General features: G+C 69.6%; 14 protein-coding genes and 1 riboswitch. Of the genes, 9 read left to right on the top strand and 5 right to left on the bottom strand.

Going from position 1 to position 14858, the window contains the following annotated elements; all coding sequences use genetic code 11:
• Window positions 1-8: 8 nt before the first annotated feature.
• The 3 genes from IG98_RS0111715 to IG98_RS0111705 form a co-directional block, all read right to left on the bottom strand.
• The gene (locus IG98_RS0111715; protein ID WP_030909941.1) at window positions 9-989 is read right to left on the bottom strand and encodes an ABC transporter permease; all 981 of its coding nucleotides are present in this window, start codon (window positions 987-989) and stop codon (window positions 9-11) included.
• A 125-nt stretch (window positions 990-1114) separates the two neighbouring features.
• A complete protein-coding gene (locus IG98_RS0111710) occupies window positions 1115-2899 on the bottom strand; it encodes an ABC transporter substrate-binding protein (protein WP_030909938.1) in 1785 nt (594 codons plus the stop codon).
• A 16-nt stretch (window positions 2900-2915) separates the two neighbouring features.
• On the bottom strand, window positions 2916-3917 hold the full coding sequence (locus tag IG98_RS0111705) for an ABC transporter permease (protein ID WP_030909934.1): 1002 nt from the start codon (window positions 3915-3917) through the stop codon (window positions 2916-2918).
• 326 nt (window positions 3918-4243) lie between these two features.
• Between IG98_RS0111705 and IG98_RS0111700 the strand changes: the two genes are divergently transcribed.
• The 5 genes from IG98_RS0111700 (at window position 4244) to IG98_RS0111675 (ending at window position 8729) form a co-directional block, all read left to right on the top strand.
• The gene (locus tag IG98_RS0111700) at window positions 4244-5059 is read left to right on the top strand and encodes an oxygenase MpaB family protein (protein WP_030909931.1); all 816 of its coding nucleotides are present in this window, start codon (window positions 4244-4246) and stop codon (window positions 5057-5059) included.
• 121 nt (window positions 5060-5180) lie between these two features.
• Window positions 5181-5311, top strand: a riboswitch (FMN riboswitch).
• Window positions 5312-5639: 328 nt separating this feature from the next.
• Window positions 5640-6275, top strand: coding sequence for a riboflavin synthase (locus tag IG98_RS0111695; protein ID WP_051752008.1), 636 nt, complete (start codon window positions 5640-5642; stop codon window positions 6273-6275).
• Window positions 6276-6381: 106 nt separating this feature from the next.
• Window positions 6382-7596: a bifunctional 3,4-dihydroxy-2-butanone-4-phosphate synthase/GTP cyclohydrolase II gene (locus IG98_RS0111685; protein ID WP_030909925.1), complete on the top strand. Its 1215-nt coding sequence runs from the start codon at window positions 6382-6384 to the stop codon at window positions 7594-7596.
• 73 nt (window positions 7597-7669) lie between these two features.
• The gene (gene ribH / locus IG98_RS0111680) at window positions 7670-8140 is read left to right on the top strand and encodes a 6,7-dimethyl-8-ribityllumazine synthase (protein ID WP_030909921.1); all 471 of its coding nucleotides are present in this window, start codon (window positions 7670-7672) and stop codon (window positions 8138-8140) included.
• A gap of 130 nt (window positions 8141-8270) precedes the next feature.
• Window positions 8271-8729, top strand: a complete 459-nt coding sequence (locus IG98_RS0111675) for a PH domain-containing protein (RefSeq protein WP_030909918.1) — start codon at window positions 8271-8273, stop codon at window positions 8727-8729.
• 71 nt (window positions 8730-8800) lie between these two features.
• Here IG98_RS0111675 and IG98_RS0111670 read toward each other — a convergent pair whose 3' ends face one another.
• Window positions 8801-9469, bottom strand: a complete 669-nt coding sequence (locus IG98_RS0111670; RefSeq protein WP_030909915.1) for a potassium channel family protein — start codon at window positions 9467-9469, stop codon at window positions 8801-8803.
• Window positions 9462-10802, bottom strand: coding sequence for a TrkH family potassium uptake protein (locus IG98_RS0111665; RefSeq protein WP_030909912.1), 1341 nt, complete (start codon window positions 10800-10802; stop codon window positions 9462-9464). Before IG98_RS0111665 ends, IG98_RS0111670 begins: the two co-directional genes overlap by 8 nt.
• A gap of 146 nt (window positions 10803-10948) precedes the next feature.
• Between IG98_RS0111665 and IG98_RS0111660 the strand changes: the two genes are divergently transcribed.
• From IG98_RS0111660 to IG98_RS0111645, 4 genes are read left to right on the top strand one after another with little or no spacing between them, the layout of a single operon-like run.
• Window positions 10949-11845, top strand: a complete 897-nt coding sequence (locus IG98_RS0111660; RefSeq protein WP_051752024.1) for an AAA family ATPase — start codon at window positions 10949-10951, stop codon at window positions 11843-11845.
• Entirely contained in the window at window positions 11829-13037 is a 1209-nt protein-coding gene (locus IG98_RS0111655) for a vWA domain-containing protein (protein WP_342666808.1), read from the top strand. Before IG98_RS0111660 ends, IG98_RS0111655 begins: the two co-directional genes overlap by 17 nt.
• The gene (locus IG98_RS0111650) at window positions 13030-14190 is read left to right on the top strand and encodes an XdhC family protein (RefSeq protein ID WP_245651509.1); all 1161 of its coding nucleotides are present in this window, start codon (window positions 13030-13032) and stop codon (window positions 14188-14190) included. Before IG98_RS0111655 ends, IG98_RS0111650 begins: the two co-directional genes overlap by 8 nt.
• A 14-nt stretch (window positions 14191-14204) precedes the next feature.
• Window positions 14205-14840 carry a nucleotidyltransferase family protein gene (locus tag IG98_RS0111645; RefSeq protein ID WP_030909900.1) on the top strand — a complete coding sequence of 212 codons (636 nt, stop codon included), beginning with the start codon at window positions 14205-14207 and terminating at the stop codon, window positions 14838-14840.
• Window positions 14841-14858 lie beyond the last annotated feature (18 nt).

Here is a 14858-nt window from a genome sequence, read left to right as displayed (position 1 = left end):
CAGAACTCCTAGCTCAGCCGGACGCGAGGGTCGATGAAGGCGTACAGGACGTCGACGACGATGTTGAAGAAGACGATCGCCCCGGCCGCCACGAGCACCGTGCCCATCAGCAGGGGCAGGTCGGAGTCCCAGACGGCCTTGATGGAGAGCCGTCCGAGTCCCTGCAGCCCGAAGGTGGTCTCGGTGATGATCGCGCCACCGATCAGCGTGCCGAGGTCCACGCCGAAGATCGTGATGATGGGCGTCAGGGTGCCGCGCAGGGCGAATCTCATCACGACGCTCCGCCCGGACATGCCCTTGGCCCGCGCGGTGCGGACGTAGTCCTCGCTGAGCTGTTCCACCATCGTCGAGCGCGTCATACGGGTGTAGTTGGCGGTGAAGATGATCGCCAGCACCACCCAGGGCAGTGCGAGTCCGCTCGCCCAGGCGATGGGATTCTCGGTGAACGGCAGGTACTGGGGCCGTTGAAGGATCTGGTTCTGGTAGACGAGGAAGTAGAGCGCGAGCGTGCCGATGAAGTAGATCTGCACGGAGGCGCCGATCAGGGACGCCACACTGGCGATCTTGTCCAGCGGCTTGCCCTGGCGCAGGGCCGCGACGATGCCGGTCGCCAGGCCGAAGACGAGGAAGACGACCGCCGCGCCGATGGTGAGGGAGACGGTGACCGGCAGCCGGTCCAGGATCGTCTCGAACACCGGCTCACGGTTGACGAACGAGTAGCCGAGGCAGGGGGCCGGGCAGTGGCCCAGGCTCTCGTAGTCGCGGCCGACGAAGATGCCGGCCAGCCAGGCCACGAACTGGGCGAACAGGGGCTGGTCCAGTCCCAGGTTGTGTCGCGCCTGCTCCAGGAGGTCGGGCGGGCACACCTTGCCGCAGGCGAGCCTCGCCGGGTCGGCGGGCACGGCGAAGAAGAGGAAGAAGGTGACCGCGGCGATGATCAGGAGTGTGACCGCGGCGCCGAGCGTGCGGCGAGTGATGAATGGAAGCATTGCCTGTTTCCCGAGGTGGCTGGGACCGCTGCGGGGGCCTGACGGCCCCTTGGCCGTGGCCTCGCGGGGAGTGTCGTCCTTTCGCGAGGCCACGGCCGCCGGTGTCTCCTAAGGCTTCGTGAGGGTTACTGCTTCACGAAGATTCTGTTCGGCTGGACGACCCACGACTGCGGGTCGATCTCCGCGCCGCCGATCTTGGAGCCGTGCAGGGTGTTGGCGATCCGGTTCTCGGCGATGACCGCAGGGGTGATCGTCTCCTGGATCTCCTTGTCCAGCGCCATCCACGCGGCGTTCTGCGCGTCGATGTCGGTCATGGCGATGATCTCGTTCATCTTCTTGGTGAGCGCCTCGTCCTTCAGGTGCGAGTAGTTCGGCGCACCGTCGGCGATCGGGCCGAAGATGACGGGCATGACCGTCGAGCCGGACGGCCAGTCGGCGCCCCAGCCACCCCAGTACAAGTCGAACTCGTTCTTCACCAGGCCGATGGAGTCGTAGTAGGTCTTGCGGTCCAGCGGCTTGGCCACGACCTTGATGCCGGCCTTCTCCAGAGCGCTCTTGATCACGACGGTGATCTGCTCCTGGACCGGCGTCTGGTTGTAGGCGTAGACGATGGTCGGCGTCGGGTTGCCCGACTCGGCCAGCAGCGCCTTGGCCTTCTCGATGTCACCCTCGGGCTTGGTCGTCTTGCCGAACAGGTCGTAGGGCTGGTAGCCGACCGTGGTGTTCTCGTTGAGGATGGTGGTGGGCAGCGCCGCGGCGGCCGGGCCGCCCATGGTCTGCTGGATCTGCTTGGAGGGCCACGCGTAGTTGATGGCCTGGCGGACCTTCTGGTCCTTCATCCGGTCAAGGTTGAAGTAGTAGTAGTTCCCGTACGGCGAGGGGCTCTTCATCAGACGGGGCGCCAGCGCCGGGTCGCCGAGCACCTGCTGCAGCCGCTCCGGGGGAACCGTCGCGTAGAAGGTGAAGGCGGTCTGGTCCGGGCCCGTGTCCGCCATCAGGCGGTCGGTGATCTGCAGGGGCTCCTGGCCGAACTCCAGACGCCACTTGTCGGGGTAGGCGCCGCGGATCGGGTCGGTGGCCGCGTCCCAGTTCGGGTTGCGCTCAAGGTCGATGGACTTGTCGACCACGTGGTTCTTGATGATGTACGGGCCGCTGGAGACGGGGGCCTTGTCGTACTTCTCCTTGGTGTCCTTGGCCTTGGGCACGATGCCGTAGCCGCCCATGGCGAAGGCGTAGTTGGCGTCGGCGTGCGGCGTCTTGAACTTGTAGACGATCGTCTTGTCGTCCGGCGTCTCGATGCTGTCCAGGCGCTTGCCGTCATAGGGGCCCTGGTAGGCCTTCTTGTGGTCGACGTCGGTCAGCCACTGCTGGATGTAGGTCGGGCCCTGGGTGATGAAGGACGCGAACGTCCGCTCCATGCTCCACTTCACGTCCTCGGACGTGATGGGCGTGCCGTCCTCCCACTTCACCCCGTCCTTGAGGGTGAAGGTCCAGGTCTTGCCACCGTCGGAGGGGGTGCCGGTGTCGGTGGCCAGGTCGCCGACCAGCTTGTACTCGCTCTTGTCGGTGCGCTTGTAACCGGTCAGGGTACGCGCGATCAGGAGGGAGAAGTTCGTCTCGGTGTTGACGTAGAGCTGGCCCGGGTCGAGGTGGGAGAAGTCGTCCCGGTCGATCATCGTGACGGTGCCGCCCTTGACGACGCCCTCCGGCTCGATGGCCGGGCCCTTGGAGTCCTCCGCGGTGCCGACCGTGATGGTCGGCGCCTTGTAGGGCTCCACTGCGGGGGCGGACGCGCCCGCGGAGCCGCTGGGAGCGGCGGGGGCACCCTGGTTGCCCTGGGCGCACGCGCTGGTGAGTGCGAGCGCGCCTATGGCGAGTACGGCCATTGCTGACCGCGTACGGACTTTCATCTCTCTCCTATCGGATCTAACGCTTGAGCTTGGGGTCGAAGGCGTCGCGGACCGAGTCACCGAGCAGGTTGAAGGCGATCACGAAGATCAGCAGCGCCGCGCCGGGGAAGATCAGGTAGGTGATGTCGTTCTGGTAGACCTCGGTGCCCCGCAGGAACATCCGGCCCCAGTCGGGGATGGGCTCGATCATGCCGACCCCCAGGAAGGACAGGGCCGCCTCGGCGGTCACCATCGCGGGCAGCAGCAAGGTCGACTGGATCAGGATCGGCGTCCACAGGTTGGGCAGCAGCTCCTTGAAGATGATCCGGGCGGGGGAGGCGCCGGTCACCTTGGCGGCCTCGACGAACTCCCGCTCGCGCATGGAGAGCACCTGGCCGCGCAGCAGCCGGGCGATGCCGGCCCAGCCGAAGGCCGTCAGCAGGGTGACGAGCGTCACCGCCCGCAGCCAGACCGGGGTCTCCTCGGACGGGTCGACGAAGAGGTTCTCCACCACCGGCATGAACGCGATGATGAACAGGGTCGAGGGGAACGACAGGACGATGTCGATCAGGCGGCCGATGAAGTAGTCGGTCTTACCTCCGATGTAACCGGCGACGATGCCCATGACGATGCCGATCATCGAGATGAGCAGCGTCGCGGCCATCGCGATCAGCAGCGAGGTCCTGATCCCGTAGACGAGCTGCATGAACACGTCCCGGCCCAGGCCCGGCTCGATGCCGAACCAGAAGTCCGAGCTCATGCCGCCGTTGGGCAGCACCGGGTAGCCGAAGTCGTTCAGCAGTCCCGGGGTGTCCTGGCCGTAGAGGATGTAGGGGTCCCTGCCGTAGAGCCAGGAGATGACCGGCGCGAGCATCGCGACGAGGAAGAAGAAGATCACTACGCCGGCCGAGACGATGCCGGTGGGGTCGCGGCGGAAGCGCAGCCACATCAACTGGCCGGGGGAGCGGCCCACCGTCTCCGGTGTCTTCGCCGCGAGGGGTTCCACGGAGGTGGACGCGACTGGTGCAGGGATGGTCATCGTGCGGGCGCTCCCAACGAGCATGGCTGAGCCTGATCTCTGGAACCATCGCAAAACAGTCAAGGTCAAATCAATGGTCTGGTCCTTACTCATTTTATTGTTGTGTAATTTCCACCTGTTCGTAGCTTCAATTCCGTTGACGCGGTGGGGGGGTGCAGTGAAAGAATCGGGGCACTTAAAAGCTGCTTTTCACGGATCTGTGACACTTTGATGACCTGGTCGTGACACCCTCGTCCGGATCCCGTTCGGCTTGTGTCACAGACCCGGGACATGTGTGCCCAGACCCCTCAGGTAACGTAATTAACCACTTACGAGGGAGGCGGCGTATGGATCACGGGTTGTTCGGGCCGGACTCGGTGACCTGGAAGGTGATGGGCGAGCCGATCCTGCTCGTCGGAGGCTTCAGGGCGCTGCTCATGCAGGGCCTGCACCCCCGGGCGATGCGCGGGGTCGCGCAGAACTCGGCGCTCATGGACCCCGCGGAGGCCTGGTCCCGCTTCGTGCGCACCACCGAGTTCGTCCGGGTGCGCACCTACGGTACGACCGAGGAGGTCGCCCGCGCGGGGGCCAGGGTCAGGAAGATCCACGCGAGCCTCACGGCCCTCGACCCCGACACCGGCGAGCGGTTCCGCCTCGACGACCCCGCCGCGCTGCTCTGGGTCCATGTCGGCGAGGTCGACTCCTATCTGTCGGTCGCCCGGCGGGCCGGAGTGCGCCTGAGCGGTGCGGAGGCCGACAGGTTCGTCGCGGAGTGGCGCCGCGCGGCCGAGGTCGTCGGCCTGTGCCCCGAGGACGTGCCCGGCTCGGTCGGCGAGATGGACGACTACATCCGGGCCTGCCGTCCGGGTCTCTACTTCGCGCCCGAGGTGCCCCATCCGCTCAGGCAGTCGCTCAACGCGCCGCTCCCGGCGCGCCTGACCCCGCTCAAGCCGGTGTTCCCCATGGTCACCCTGCTCGCCTTCGCGACCCTGCCGCGCTGGGCCCGCAGGCTCTACGGGCTGCCCGCGACCCCGCTGGGAGACCTGTGGGCGACGGCCTCCCTGAGGGCGCTGCACACCGGCATCGGTCTGGTGCCCGCCCCGGTGCGCTACTCCCCGGACGCGCGGAGAGCTCGGAAGGTGATCGCCGAGCACGCCGCGTGACTTGACCAAGCGCTCGCTTGGTCCATATGCTGGAGGGGTGTGCGGTGCGGTTTGCCGGACATGGCACACTGGTGTACGGGAAGCTGGCCGCCCGCGGCGCGCTTCCCGAAGCAAGGCAGAGCAGCGTGCTCCGGGGTCGGTGAAATTCCGAGCCGGCGGTTACAGTCCGCGACCCGGTCGAATCCATCGACCGGTTGACCTGGTGAAACTCCAGGACCGACGGTTAGAGTCCGGATGGGAGGAAGCGCGCGAGCGGAGAGTGCCCTTTGGCGCCCTCCGCTGACCGGGTGTACGCACCCATCGAATTCCCCGGGGCCCGCCGTGGCAGACAGCTACTGGCGAGTAGGAGACCTCGGGTGACTGATCGGACGCGGACGCGCCCAGTGGCCGGGCACGCCCCCCACGGGCATGGCGACGCCGGCCCCCACCATTCCCTGACCGGGCACACCGGCTTATCCCGCTCTCCGAGCACAGGCCCCGCCGGCCCCCACGCGACGTCATGTCCGTCGGCGACGTTCCGCCTCCGGTCCCGCGACACCTCGGCCGCCCGCCTTCGCGCGGTCCCCCGCAAGGAGCTGTGATGTTCACCGGAATCGTCGAAGAGCTGGGGGAGATCGCCGGGATCGAGCAGCTGGGCGACGCGGCCCGGCTGTCCATCCGGGGCAGGACGGTCACCTCGGACGCCGGGCACGGCGACTCGATCGCCGTCAACGGCGTCTGCCTGACCGTGGTGGACGTGGCCGATGAGGTGTTCACCGCCGACGTGATGAAGGAGACCCTCGACCGCAGCTCCCTCGGCGCGCTGAGGCCAGGCTCCCCGGTCAACCTGGAGCGCGCGGTCCGCGCCGACCAGCGACTGGGCGGCCACATCGTGCAGGGGCACGTGGACGGGACGGGCGTCCTGCTGTCGCGGGAGCCCGGCGAGCACTGGGAGGTCGTCCGCATCTCCCTCCCGCCCGACCTTGACCGCTACGTGGTCGAGAAGGGGTCGATCACGGTCGACGGCATCAGCCTGACCGTGGTGAGCGTCGGCTCCGGCGGTTTCACCGTCAGCCTCATCCCCACCACCCTGCGCCTGACCACCCTCGGTGCCAAGCAGCCCGGAGACCCGGTGAACCTCGAGGTCGACGTGATCGCCAAGCACGTCGAGAAGCTCGTCGGCGCGTACGCCCCCGCGAGCACGGACGGCCAGACCGGCCGGGGGGACGAGCGGTGAATCGGGTGGAAGCGGGATTCGAGGCACCGGTGCCGGTCCCGGTCGGATTCGTCAACTGGCTCAAGGAGCACAGGTCGCGGACCGTGCTCGTCCCCGAGGAGGCCGTGTGATCAAGCTGGACCCGATCGAACGCGCGATCGCCGACACCCGTGAGGGCAAGGCGGTCGTGGTCGTCGACGACGAGAACCGGGAGAACGAGGGCGACATCATCTTCGCCGCGTCCAAGGCCACACCGGAACTGCTGGCCTTCACCATCCGGCACAGCAGCGGCGTGGTCTGCGTGCCGATGCGCGGTGAGGACCTCGACCGGCTCGGCCTGCCGCTGATGGTGCACGACAACAGGGAGCGGCTGCGCACCGCGTACACGATCAGCGTGGACGCCAGGGACGGGGTGAGCACCGGGATCTCCGCCGCCGACCGGGCCCGCACGATCCGTCTGCTGGCCGACTCCGAGACCGATCCGTCCGAGCTGGTACGGCCGGGTCACGTCTTCCCGCTCCGCTACCGGGAGGGCGGTGTCCTGGTCAGGCGCGGTCACACCGAGGCGGCCGTGGACCTGGCCAGGCTCGCCGGGCTGAGCGAGTCCGGCGTGCTCGCCGAGGTCGTCAACGACGACGGGACCATGATGCGGCTGCCGGAGCTGCGCCGCTTCTGCGACGAGCACGACCTGGCGCTCGTCTCGATCGAGCAGTTGGTGGAGTTCCGGCGCAGGACCGAGCGGATGGTGACCAGGGTCGCCGAGACCCTGCTGCCGAACAGGTTCGGCGTGTGGCGGGCCTACGGCTTCGCGAGCTCGGTGGACGGCGGCGAACACCTGGCCCTGGTCTTCGGCGACATCGAGGACGGCGAGAACGTCATGGTCCGGGCGCACTCCGAGTGCCTGACCGGCGACGTGCTCGGGTCGCTGCGGTGCGACTGCGGGGTGCAGCTGGAGCACGCGATGTCCCGGATCGCCGCCGAGGGCCGAGGCGTGATCGTCTACCTGCGCGGGCACGAGGGGCGCGGCATCGGGCTGCTGGCCAAGCTGCGGGCGTACAGCCTCCAGGACGCCGGCAGTGACACGGTCGACGCCAACCTGGAGCTCGGACTGCCGGTGGACGCGCGGGAGTTCTCCAACGCCGGGCAGATCCTCGCGGACCTGGGGGTGAAGTCGATCCGGCTGCTGACCAACAACCCGGCCAAGCTGCGCGGCATGGACGGCTACGGCATCAAGGTGATCGGCCGTGAGCCCATGCCGGTGGCGATGAACCCCTACAACGAGAAGTACCTGTCGGTAAAGCGCGACCGCCTTGGTCACGACATCCCCCGGGAGCGCGAATGAGTGAGCGTGGCGAGAGAGCCGGTATGGACGGGGTGTTCGCGAACGCGAACCGCGAGCGGAGCGAGTTGATCAGATGAGTGGGACAGGACGGCCGGTGGTGTCGGCCGTGGACGCGCGGGGGCTGACCGTCGGCATCGTGGCCGCCCGGTGGCACGAGGAGATCACCGATCAGCTCGTGGCGCGGGCCGTGCGGGCCGGAGAGGACAGCGGCGCGGCGGTGACCGTGGTCCGGGTGGCCGGATCGCTGGAGATCCCGGTCGTGGTGCAGGCCCTGGCCAGGCGCTGCGACGCGGTCGTCGCCCTCGGAGCCGTGATCCGCGGTGAGACCGCCCACTTCGACTACGTCTGCGACTCCGTCACCGCGGGCCTGACCCGAATCTCCCTCGACGAGCAGGTCCCGGTCGGCAACGGAGTGCTGACCTGCGAATCCCTCGACCAGGCCGTGGACAGGTCGGGGGTGCCGGGCAGTCACGAGGACAAGGGCTACGAGGCCACCGTCGCGGCGCTGGAGACGGCGCTGCTGCTGCGCGAACTCCGCTCCTAGAGCACCCGGACGCACCCCGCCGCGCCGTGTGATCGGTGCGGCGGGGACGTGCGATAGGTTTCCATCGGCACCATGACCAGCCGTCGCAGCCGTTTTGATCGGCGGTTTCCCGAAGGATCGTGATCTGAGAGTGAGCCCGGAGAGCGTCTCGCCGCCCCCGTTGCCCGTCGTCTGGCGGCCCAAGAACGGGCGGATCGTGGCCTACGGCTTCGCGTGCGTGATCACGCTCGGTGCCATCCTGATGGCGGTCTTCCTGCCGGCGCCGTTCACGCTGGCCGACAGGATCGGGATGCTCCTACTGGGTCTCCTGATCGCCTGGGCCCTCCATCTGCTGGGGCGGTGCCGGGTGGAGGCCGACGAGCGAGGGATCACCGTCGTCAACCCGCTGAGATCGCGCCGTTACGAGTGGGCCGAGGTGCTCGGGGTCACCCTGACCGACCACGAGCCCTGGGCCAAGATCGACTTTGCCGACGGGATCACGGTCGGCGCCATGGGCCTGCAGGGGTCGGAGAAGAAGCGCACGATGCGTCAGGTCCGCGAGCTCGCCGCCCTCATCAGGGAGCGCGGCGAGGCGGACGAGGCCCGCTGAACCGCCGGCGGGCCGGTCATCTCGACGCCGCCGTCACCGCCTGAACACGCTGGATCCGGGGTTCTCGGTGCTCAGGTCTCCTCGGCGAACCGCTCGGTCTTGTCGGTGTCGCCCGCCACGAGCAGGATGTCGCCGCTCTGCACCACCGTCTCCGAGGTGGCGTAGGTGAACCCGCCGCCGGGCTTCTTGATACCGACCACGGTGACCCCGTACTCGCTGCGGATGCCCAGCCGGCCCAGGCTCTTGCCGTCGGCCCACCCGGGCGCCATGGTCTTGATCAGGGCGTAGCCCTCGTCGACCTCCAGATAGTCGAGCATCCGCCCCATGACCAGGTGCGCGACCCGCTCGCCCATGTCGTGTTCCGGCTGCACCACGCGGTGCGCGCCGACCCGCTGCAGGATCCGGCTGTGCTGCAGACTGATCGACTTGGCCCAGATGTCCGCCACCCCCAGGTCGGTCAGGATCGAGGTGGTCAGGATGCTCGCCTCGATGTTGGTGCCGATGCCGACCACGGCCCGGCCGAACTCCTCGACGCCGAGCTGCCGCAGGGCGTCCGGGTCGGTGGAGTCCGCGCACACCACGTGGGTGAGCCTGCCGGAGAAGTACTGGACGTTCTTGGAGTCGTTGTCCACGCCGAGCACCTCGACGTCGCGGCTCACCAGCTCCGCCGCCAGCGCGCCGCCGAACCGCCCTAGACCGATGACCACGACCGCGTCGCTGCGGTTCTTCTTGTCAACCAACGAGGGGACGCTCCTCCGGATAGCGGAACCGACGGGTCTGGACGTGCAGCGCCAGCGCCGCGCCCAGGGTCACCGGGCCGAGCCGCCCGACGAACATCAGGACGGTCAGGATCAGGTGCCCCGCGGTGCCGACGTCGGCGGTGATCCCCGTCGACAGCCCGACCGTGCCGAAGGCGGAGATCACCTCGAACAGTACGCGGTCGAGCTTGAAGGGGGTCGCCGTCATCATCGCGAACGTTCCCACCGCGACCGACGCCACACTCAGCAGCGCGATCGTCAGGGCCTGGCGCTGAAGCTGCTCCGGGACGCGGCGGCGGCCCGCCGAGACGTCGGGCTCGCCGCGCAGCTCGGCGAGGATCACGAAGCCCAGGAGTGCGAACGTCGTCACCTTGATGCCGCCCGCGGTGCCCGCACTACCCGCGCCGATGAACATCAGCACATCGCTGACCAGCCAGGAGTTCTCGCTCATCTGGGAGGTGTCGATGGAGTTCAGGCCGCCGCTGCGGGTCATCGTGCTGTGGAAGAACCCGGCCATGATCCGTAGTCCCGGGGAGAGGCCGCCCATCGTGCCGGGGTTGTTCCATTCGATGACGGTGATGGCCAGCGTCCCGCCGAGCAGCAGCACCGCGGTCATCCACAGCGTGATCTTGGCGTGCAGCGTCCAGCGCGACGGGCGGCGCCAGTTCTCCCTCAGGACGGCGTAGACCGGGAAGCCGAGACCTCCGGCGATCACCGCCAGCGCGAGCGGGAGGCAGATCCACGGATCGGTGACGAAGCCCATGACGCTGTCCGACCAGAGGGCGAACCCGGCATTGGTGAATGCTGAGATCGCATGAAAAATCCCGTAATAGATGGCGCGGCCGACCGGCTCTCCGTACCCGGTCACGAAGCGGGCGGCGAGCACGGTGGCGGTCAGCACCTCGGCGATCACCGTGACCTTGGCGACTCCCACGATCACCTGTCGCACGTCGCCGGGCCCGAGGGTCTTGGTCTCGGCCTGGGTGTTCAGGCGGGCGCGCAGGCCGAGCTTGCCGGAGACGAGCACGGCCAGGATCGAGGAGAGCGTCATGATCCCGAAGCCGCCGATCTGCATCAGCACCATGAGCACGATCTCGCCGAAGAACGACCAGTGCGCCGCGGTGTCGTGCATGGCCAGCCCGGTCACACAGACCGCGGAGGTGGCGGTGAAAAGGGCCGACGTCCACGAGGCATGCTGACCCTCCTCGACCGCCACCGGCAGCGACAGCAGCCCCGTACCGGTGATGACCACGGCCAGGAACGCCACCACGACGACTCTGGACGGGGTGTTGATCTGGCCGAGGAGGTTCTTCACAGGGGGTGAGGATACTTCTTCGAAGGACGGCGATACGCCTGTCCGTCCTCGATCCCCGGCGCCGTCCTGTCGGACGCGGACCCTCCCGGTGCCGTGGGTACGGCGCGACCACGCGAGAACTCGGCCGCCGGGCGTAACCTGAGGTGGTGGTGAGGCGGACAATCGAGGCATCTGACGTGGAGTCCCCCGAGCAACTGGCGGAGCTGCTCGACGAGCGGTCCTACCTGGCCGACAAGGGGCTCGTCACGGCGGCCTTCCTCGCGTTGCGGATGGGCCGCCCGTTACTGCTCGAAGGCGAGGCCGGCGTCGGCAAGACCGAGCTGGCCAGGACCCTGGCCGCGCTGCTCGGGGCGCCGCTGATCCGCCTGCAGTGCTACGAGGGGCTGGACGCCTCCCAGGCGCTCTACGACTGGGACTTCGCCCGCCAGCTCCTGCACCTGAAGGCGGCGGAGGCGGGTGGGATCGCCGACGCCGCCCGGCTGGAGGGGGAGGTCTACGATCGGAGGTTCCTGATCGCCAGGCCGCTGCTGAAGGCGATCGAGACCCAGCCCTCGGTGCTGCTCATCGACGAGGTCGACCGCGCCGACGTGGAGTTCGAGGCGATCCTGCTGGAGGTGCTCTCGGACTTCGCGATCTCCATCCCCGAGCTCGGCACGATCCGCGCCGCGCGTCCGCCGGTGGTCGTGCTGACCTCCAACCGCACCCGCGAGGTACACGACGCCCTGAAACGGCGCTGTCTCTACCACTGGCTGGAGCACCCCTCCTTCGAGCGGGAGGTGGCGATCCTGCGCAGGCGGCTCCCCGACTGTTCCGCGATCCTGGCCGAGCAGGTCGCCCACGCGACGGGACGGCTCCGCGCGGCCGACCTGATCAAGCCGCCGGGGATCGCCGAGACCCTCGACTGGACCGAGGCACTTCTGGCTCTCGGATCCCGCGAGCTCGACCCCGACGCGGCGGCCGCCACCTTGGGCGCCCTGCTCAAGCACAGGGAGGACCACGAGACCGTGCTCGGGAACGGATTCTTCGGTGTGGCCCGGCGCTGACGGCCGCGGTCTCCCCGCCGGCGCGACCGGTGCCCCGGCGGATCGGGACATCGGCGGCCCGCCCGCCACGGATGACGGCGCCGTCCTTCCCGCCGGGAGCGGCGAGGACCTGGTCGCGGTCATGACCGGTTTCGCCAGGACCCTGCGTGCCGCGGGGGTGCCCGCCGATCACGAGCGAACCCAGGGCCTGCTCCGCGCCCTGTCCCACCTGGACGCCGCGGAGCCCACCGACGTCTACTGGGCGGGCAGGCTCACGCTGTGCGCCTCGGCCGACGACCTGCCCCGCTACGACCGGGTCTTCGCGGCCTACTTCGAAGGGCGGCGCGCGGGCCGCGCGAGACCGGCGGCGATCACCGTCATCCGGCACACCGCGGCGCTGCCGCACAGGGGGCCCGATCGAAAGGAGAGCGGTGACTCCCCCGCGCTCGCGGCGACCGCGAGCGCGACGGAGGTGCTGCGCACCCGTGACGTGGCCAGGATGACGGGACCGGAGCTGGCCGAGGTACACCGGCTGCTCGCCCTGCTGCGGGCGGGCAGGGAACGGCGCCGGTCGCGACGTTTCAGGACCTCGCGCCGGGGGCGGCTGGACGGCAGGGCGACGATCCGCGAGACCCTGCGCAGGGGCGGGGAGATCGCCGGTCTCCGCTACCGCGCGCACCGGACCAGACCCCGCAGGGTCGTGCTGCTGGTCGACGTCAGCGGCTCCATGACCCCCTACGCGGACACGCTGCTCCGCCTGGCCCACGCGCTGGTCAGGTCGGAGCCCAGGGCCACCGAGGTGTTCAGCGCGGGCACCCGGCTGACGCGGCTCACCGCGGAACTGAGCCACCGCGATCCGGCCACCGCGATGAACGCCGTCTCCCGCGCCATTCCGGACTGGAGCGGCGGCACCCGGCTGGGAGAGGAGCTCCGGCGGCTCCTGGCACTGAACGACGCGGCCGGCGCGACGGTGGTGATCGCGTCCGACGGGTGGGAACGCGGCGACGTCTCGCTGCTGGGGGCGGAGATGGCCAGGCTGTCGCGGACGGCCCATCGGGTGATCTGGGTGAACCCGCACAAGGGGCAGGAGGGCTACCAGCCGCTCACCGCCGGCATGCGGGCCGCCCTTCCGCACATCGACGACTTCGTGGCCGGGCACAGCCTGGCCGCCTTCGAAGAGCTGGCAATGCTGCTGGGAGGCACACGTGCGTGATGTTCTGTCGCAGGTCATGCGCTGGTGGGAGGCGGGGGAGACGTTCGGCCTGGCCACCGTGGTCGACACCTTCCGCAGCGCCCCCCGCCCGCCGGGGGCGTCCATGGCGGTGCTCGGCGGCGAGGCGGAGGGCAGCGTCTCGGGCGGCTGCGTCGAGGGAGCCGTCTACGAGCTGGCCCAGGAGGTGGTCTCCTCGGGCAGGCCCGTCCTGCAGCGGTACGGCGTGAGCGACGACGACGCCTTCTCCGTCGGCCTGACCTGCGGCGGCATCCTGGACGTGTTCGTCGAGCCGGTCTCCGCGAAGACCTTCCCCGAACTGGGGTCGGTCGCCGCCTCGGTGCTCGGGCACGAGCCGGTGGCGGTGGCGACGATCCTGTCCGGGCCGGGTACGGTGGGCAGCCGCCGGGTGATCTGGCCGGACCGCTCCTCGGGCTCCCTGGGGGTGGACCGGCTGAACGAGGCGGTGGACGACGACGTACGGGGCATGCTGGCGCAGGGATTGACGGGCGTCCGCAGGTACGGTGCCCGGGGGGAGCGGCGGCTCGACGAGTTGTCGGTCTTCGTGCAGTCCTTCGCGCCGCCGCCCCGGATGCTGGTCTTCGGCGCGATCGACTTCGCCGCCGCGGTCGCCAGGATCGGCAAGTTCCTCGGCTATCACGTGGTCGTGTGCGACGCCCGGCCGGTCTTCACCACGGCCAAGCGCTTCCCCGAGGCCGACGAGGTGATCGTCAAGTGGCCGCACGACTATCTCACCTCGGTCACCGTGGACGAGCGGACCGCGATCTGCGTGCTCACCCACGATCCCAAGTTCGACGTCCCTCTGCTGGAGGTGGCCCTGCGCACCCCGGCGGGCTACGTCGGCGCCATGGGATCGCGCCGTACGCACGAGGACCGGCTGGCCAGGCTCGCGCAGGCGGGGCTGGGGGAGGCCGAACTGAAGCGACTCCGTTCGCCGATCGGCCTGGATCTGGGCGCGCGTACCCCCGAGGAGACCGCGGTCTCCATCGCCGCCGAGCTGATCCAGCTGCGCTGGGGCGGCTCGGGCAGGCCGCTGACCGACGGCTCCGGCCGGATCCACGGCGACGGCGCGGTTCACGGTGACGGCTCGGTTCATGGCGATGACCCGGTTCACCGTGACGGGCCCGGCGCGTGAGCACCTCCGAAGAGGTGCCGGGAGAGACCGCCGGGGCGGAACCCGCGGGAACGACGAGCGCGGGGCTGCTGCTGGCCGCCGGGTCCGGCTCGCGGCTCGGCACGCCGAAGGCGCTGGTGGAGTTCGACGGGGAGCGGCTGGTGGACCGGGGGGTCAGGGTGCTCCAGGACGGTGGCTGCCGGTTCGTGGTCGTGGTGCTCGGGGCGGCCGCCGTCCGGGTGCAGGGGGCGGTGACCGTCCACAACCCGGACTGGAGTTCGGGGATGGGCTCCTCGCTCAGGGCCGGCCTGGGCGCGATCCCCGCCACCGCCGAGCAGGTGGTGATCAGCCTGGTGGACCAGCCGTTCGTCGGCCCGGCGGCGGTGGAGCGGCTCATCCGGGCCGCGGAGCGGGGTGCCTCGGTCGCCGTCGCCACCTACGGCGGGGCGCGGCGGAACCCGGTGCTGATCGCCAGGGAGCACTTCGCCGAGGTCGCCCGGCTCGCGACCGGTGACGCCGGAGCACGCCCGTTCCTGAAGGCCCATCCCGAACTGGTCGTCGCGGTCCCCTGCGACGACGTGGCGGACCCCGCCGACATCGACACCCCGGCGGACCTGTCGGCGCTGCGGGCCCGCTCCGACGCCGCCGCCCGAGCCGCCCGGCCCGGCTGAGCCCGGCGGCTTTACGGG

Source organism: Streptosporangium amethystogenes, assembly GCF_000721075.1.
GTDB lineage: Bacteria > Actinomycetota > Actinomycetes > Streptosporangiales > Streptosporangiaceae > Streptosporangium > Streptosporangium amethystogenes.
The sequence above is the reverse complement of the archived record's forward strand: the minus strand, read 5'-3'. Positions and strand labels throughout refer to the sequence as shown.

Bases quoted from the DNA above. Each gene is read 5' to 3' on its own strand.
- IG98_RS0111710 (WP_030909938.1), bottom strand. From the start codon at position 2,899: ATGAAAGTCCGTACGCGGTCAGCAATGGCCGTACTCGCCATAGGCGCG.
- IG98_RS0111700 (WP_030909931.1), top strand. From the start codon at position 4,244: ATGGATCACGGGTTGTTCGGGCCGGACTCGGTGACCTGGAAGGTGATG.
- IG98_RS0111695 (WP_051752008.1), top strand. From the start codon at position 5,640: ATGTTCACCGGAATCGTCGAAGAGCTGGGGGAGATCGCCGGGATCGAG.
- IG98_RS0111715 (WP_030909941.1), bottom strand. From the start codon at position 989: ATGCTTCCATTCATCACTCGCCGCACGCTCGGCGCCGCGGTCACACTC.
- IG98_RS0111705 (WP_030909934.1), bottom strand. From the start codon at position 3,917: ATGACCATCCCTGCACCAGTCGCGTCCACCTCCGTGGAACCCCTCGCG.
- ribH (WP_030909921.1), top strand. From the start codon at position 7,670: ATGAGTGGGACAGGACGGCCGGTGGTGTCGGCCGTGGACGCGCGGGGG.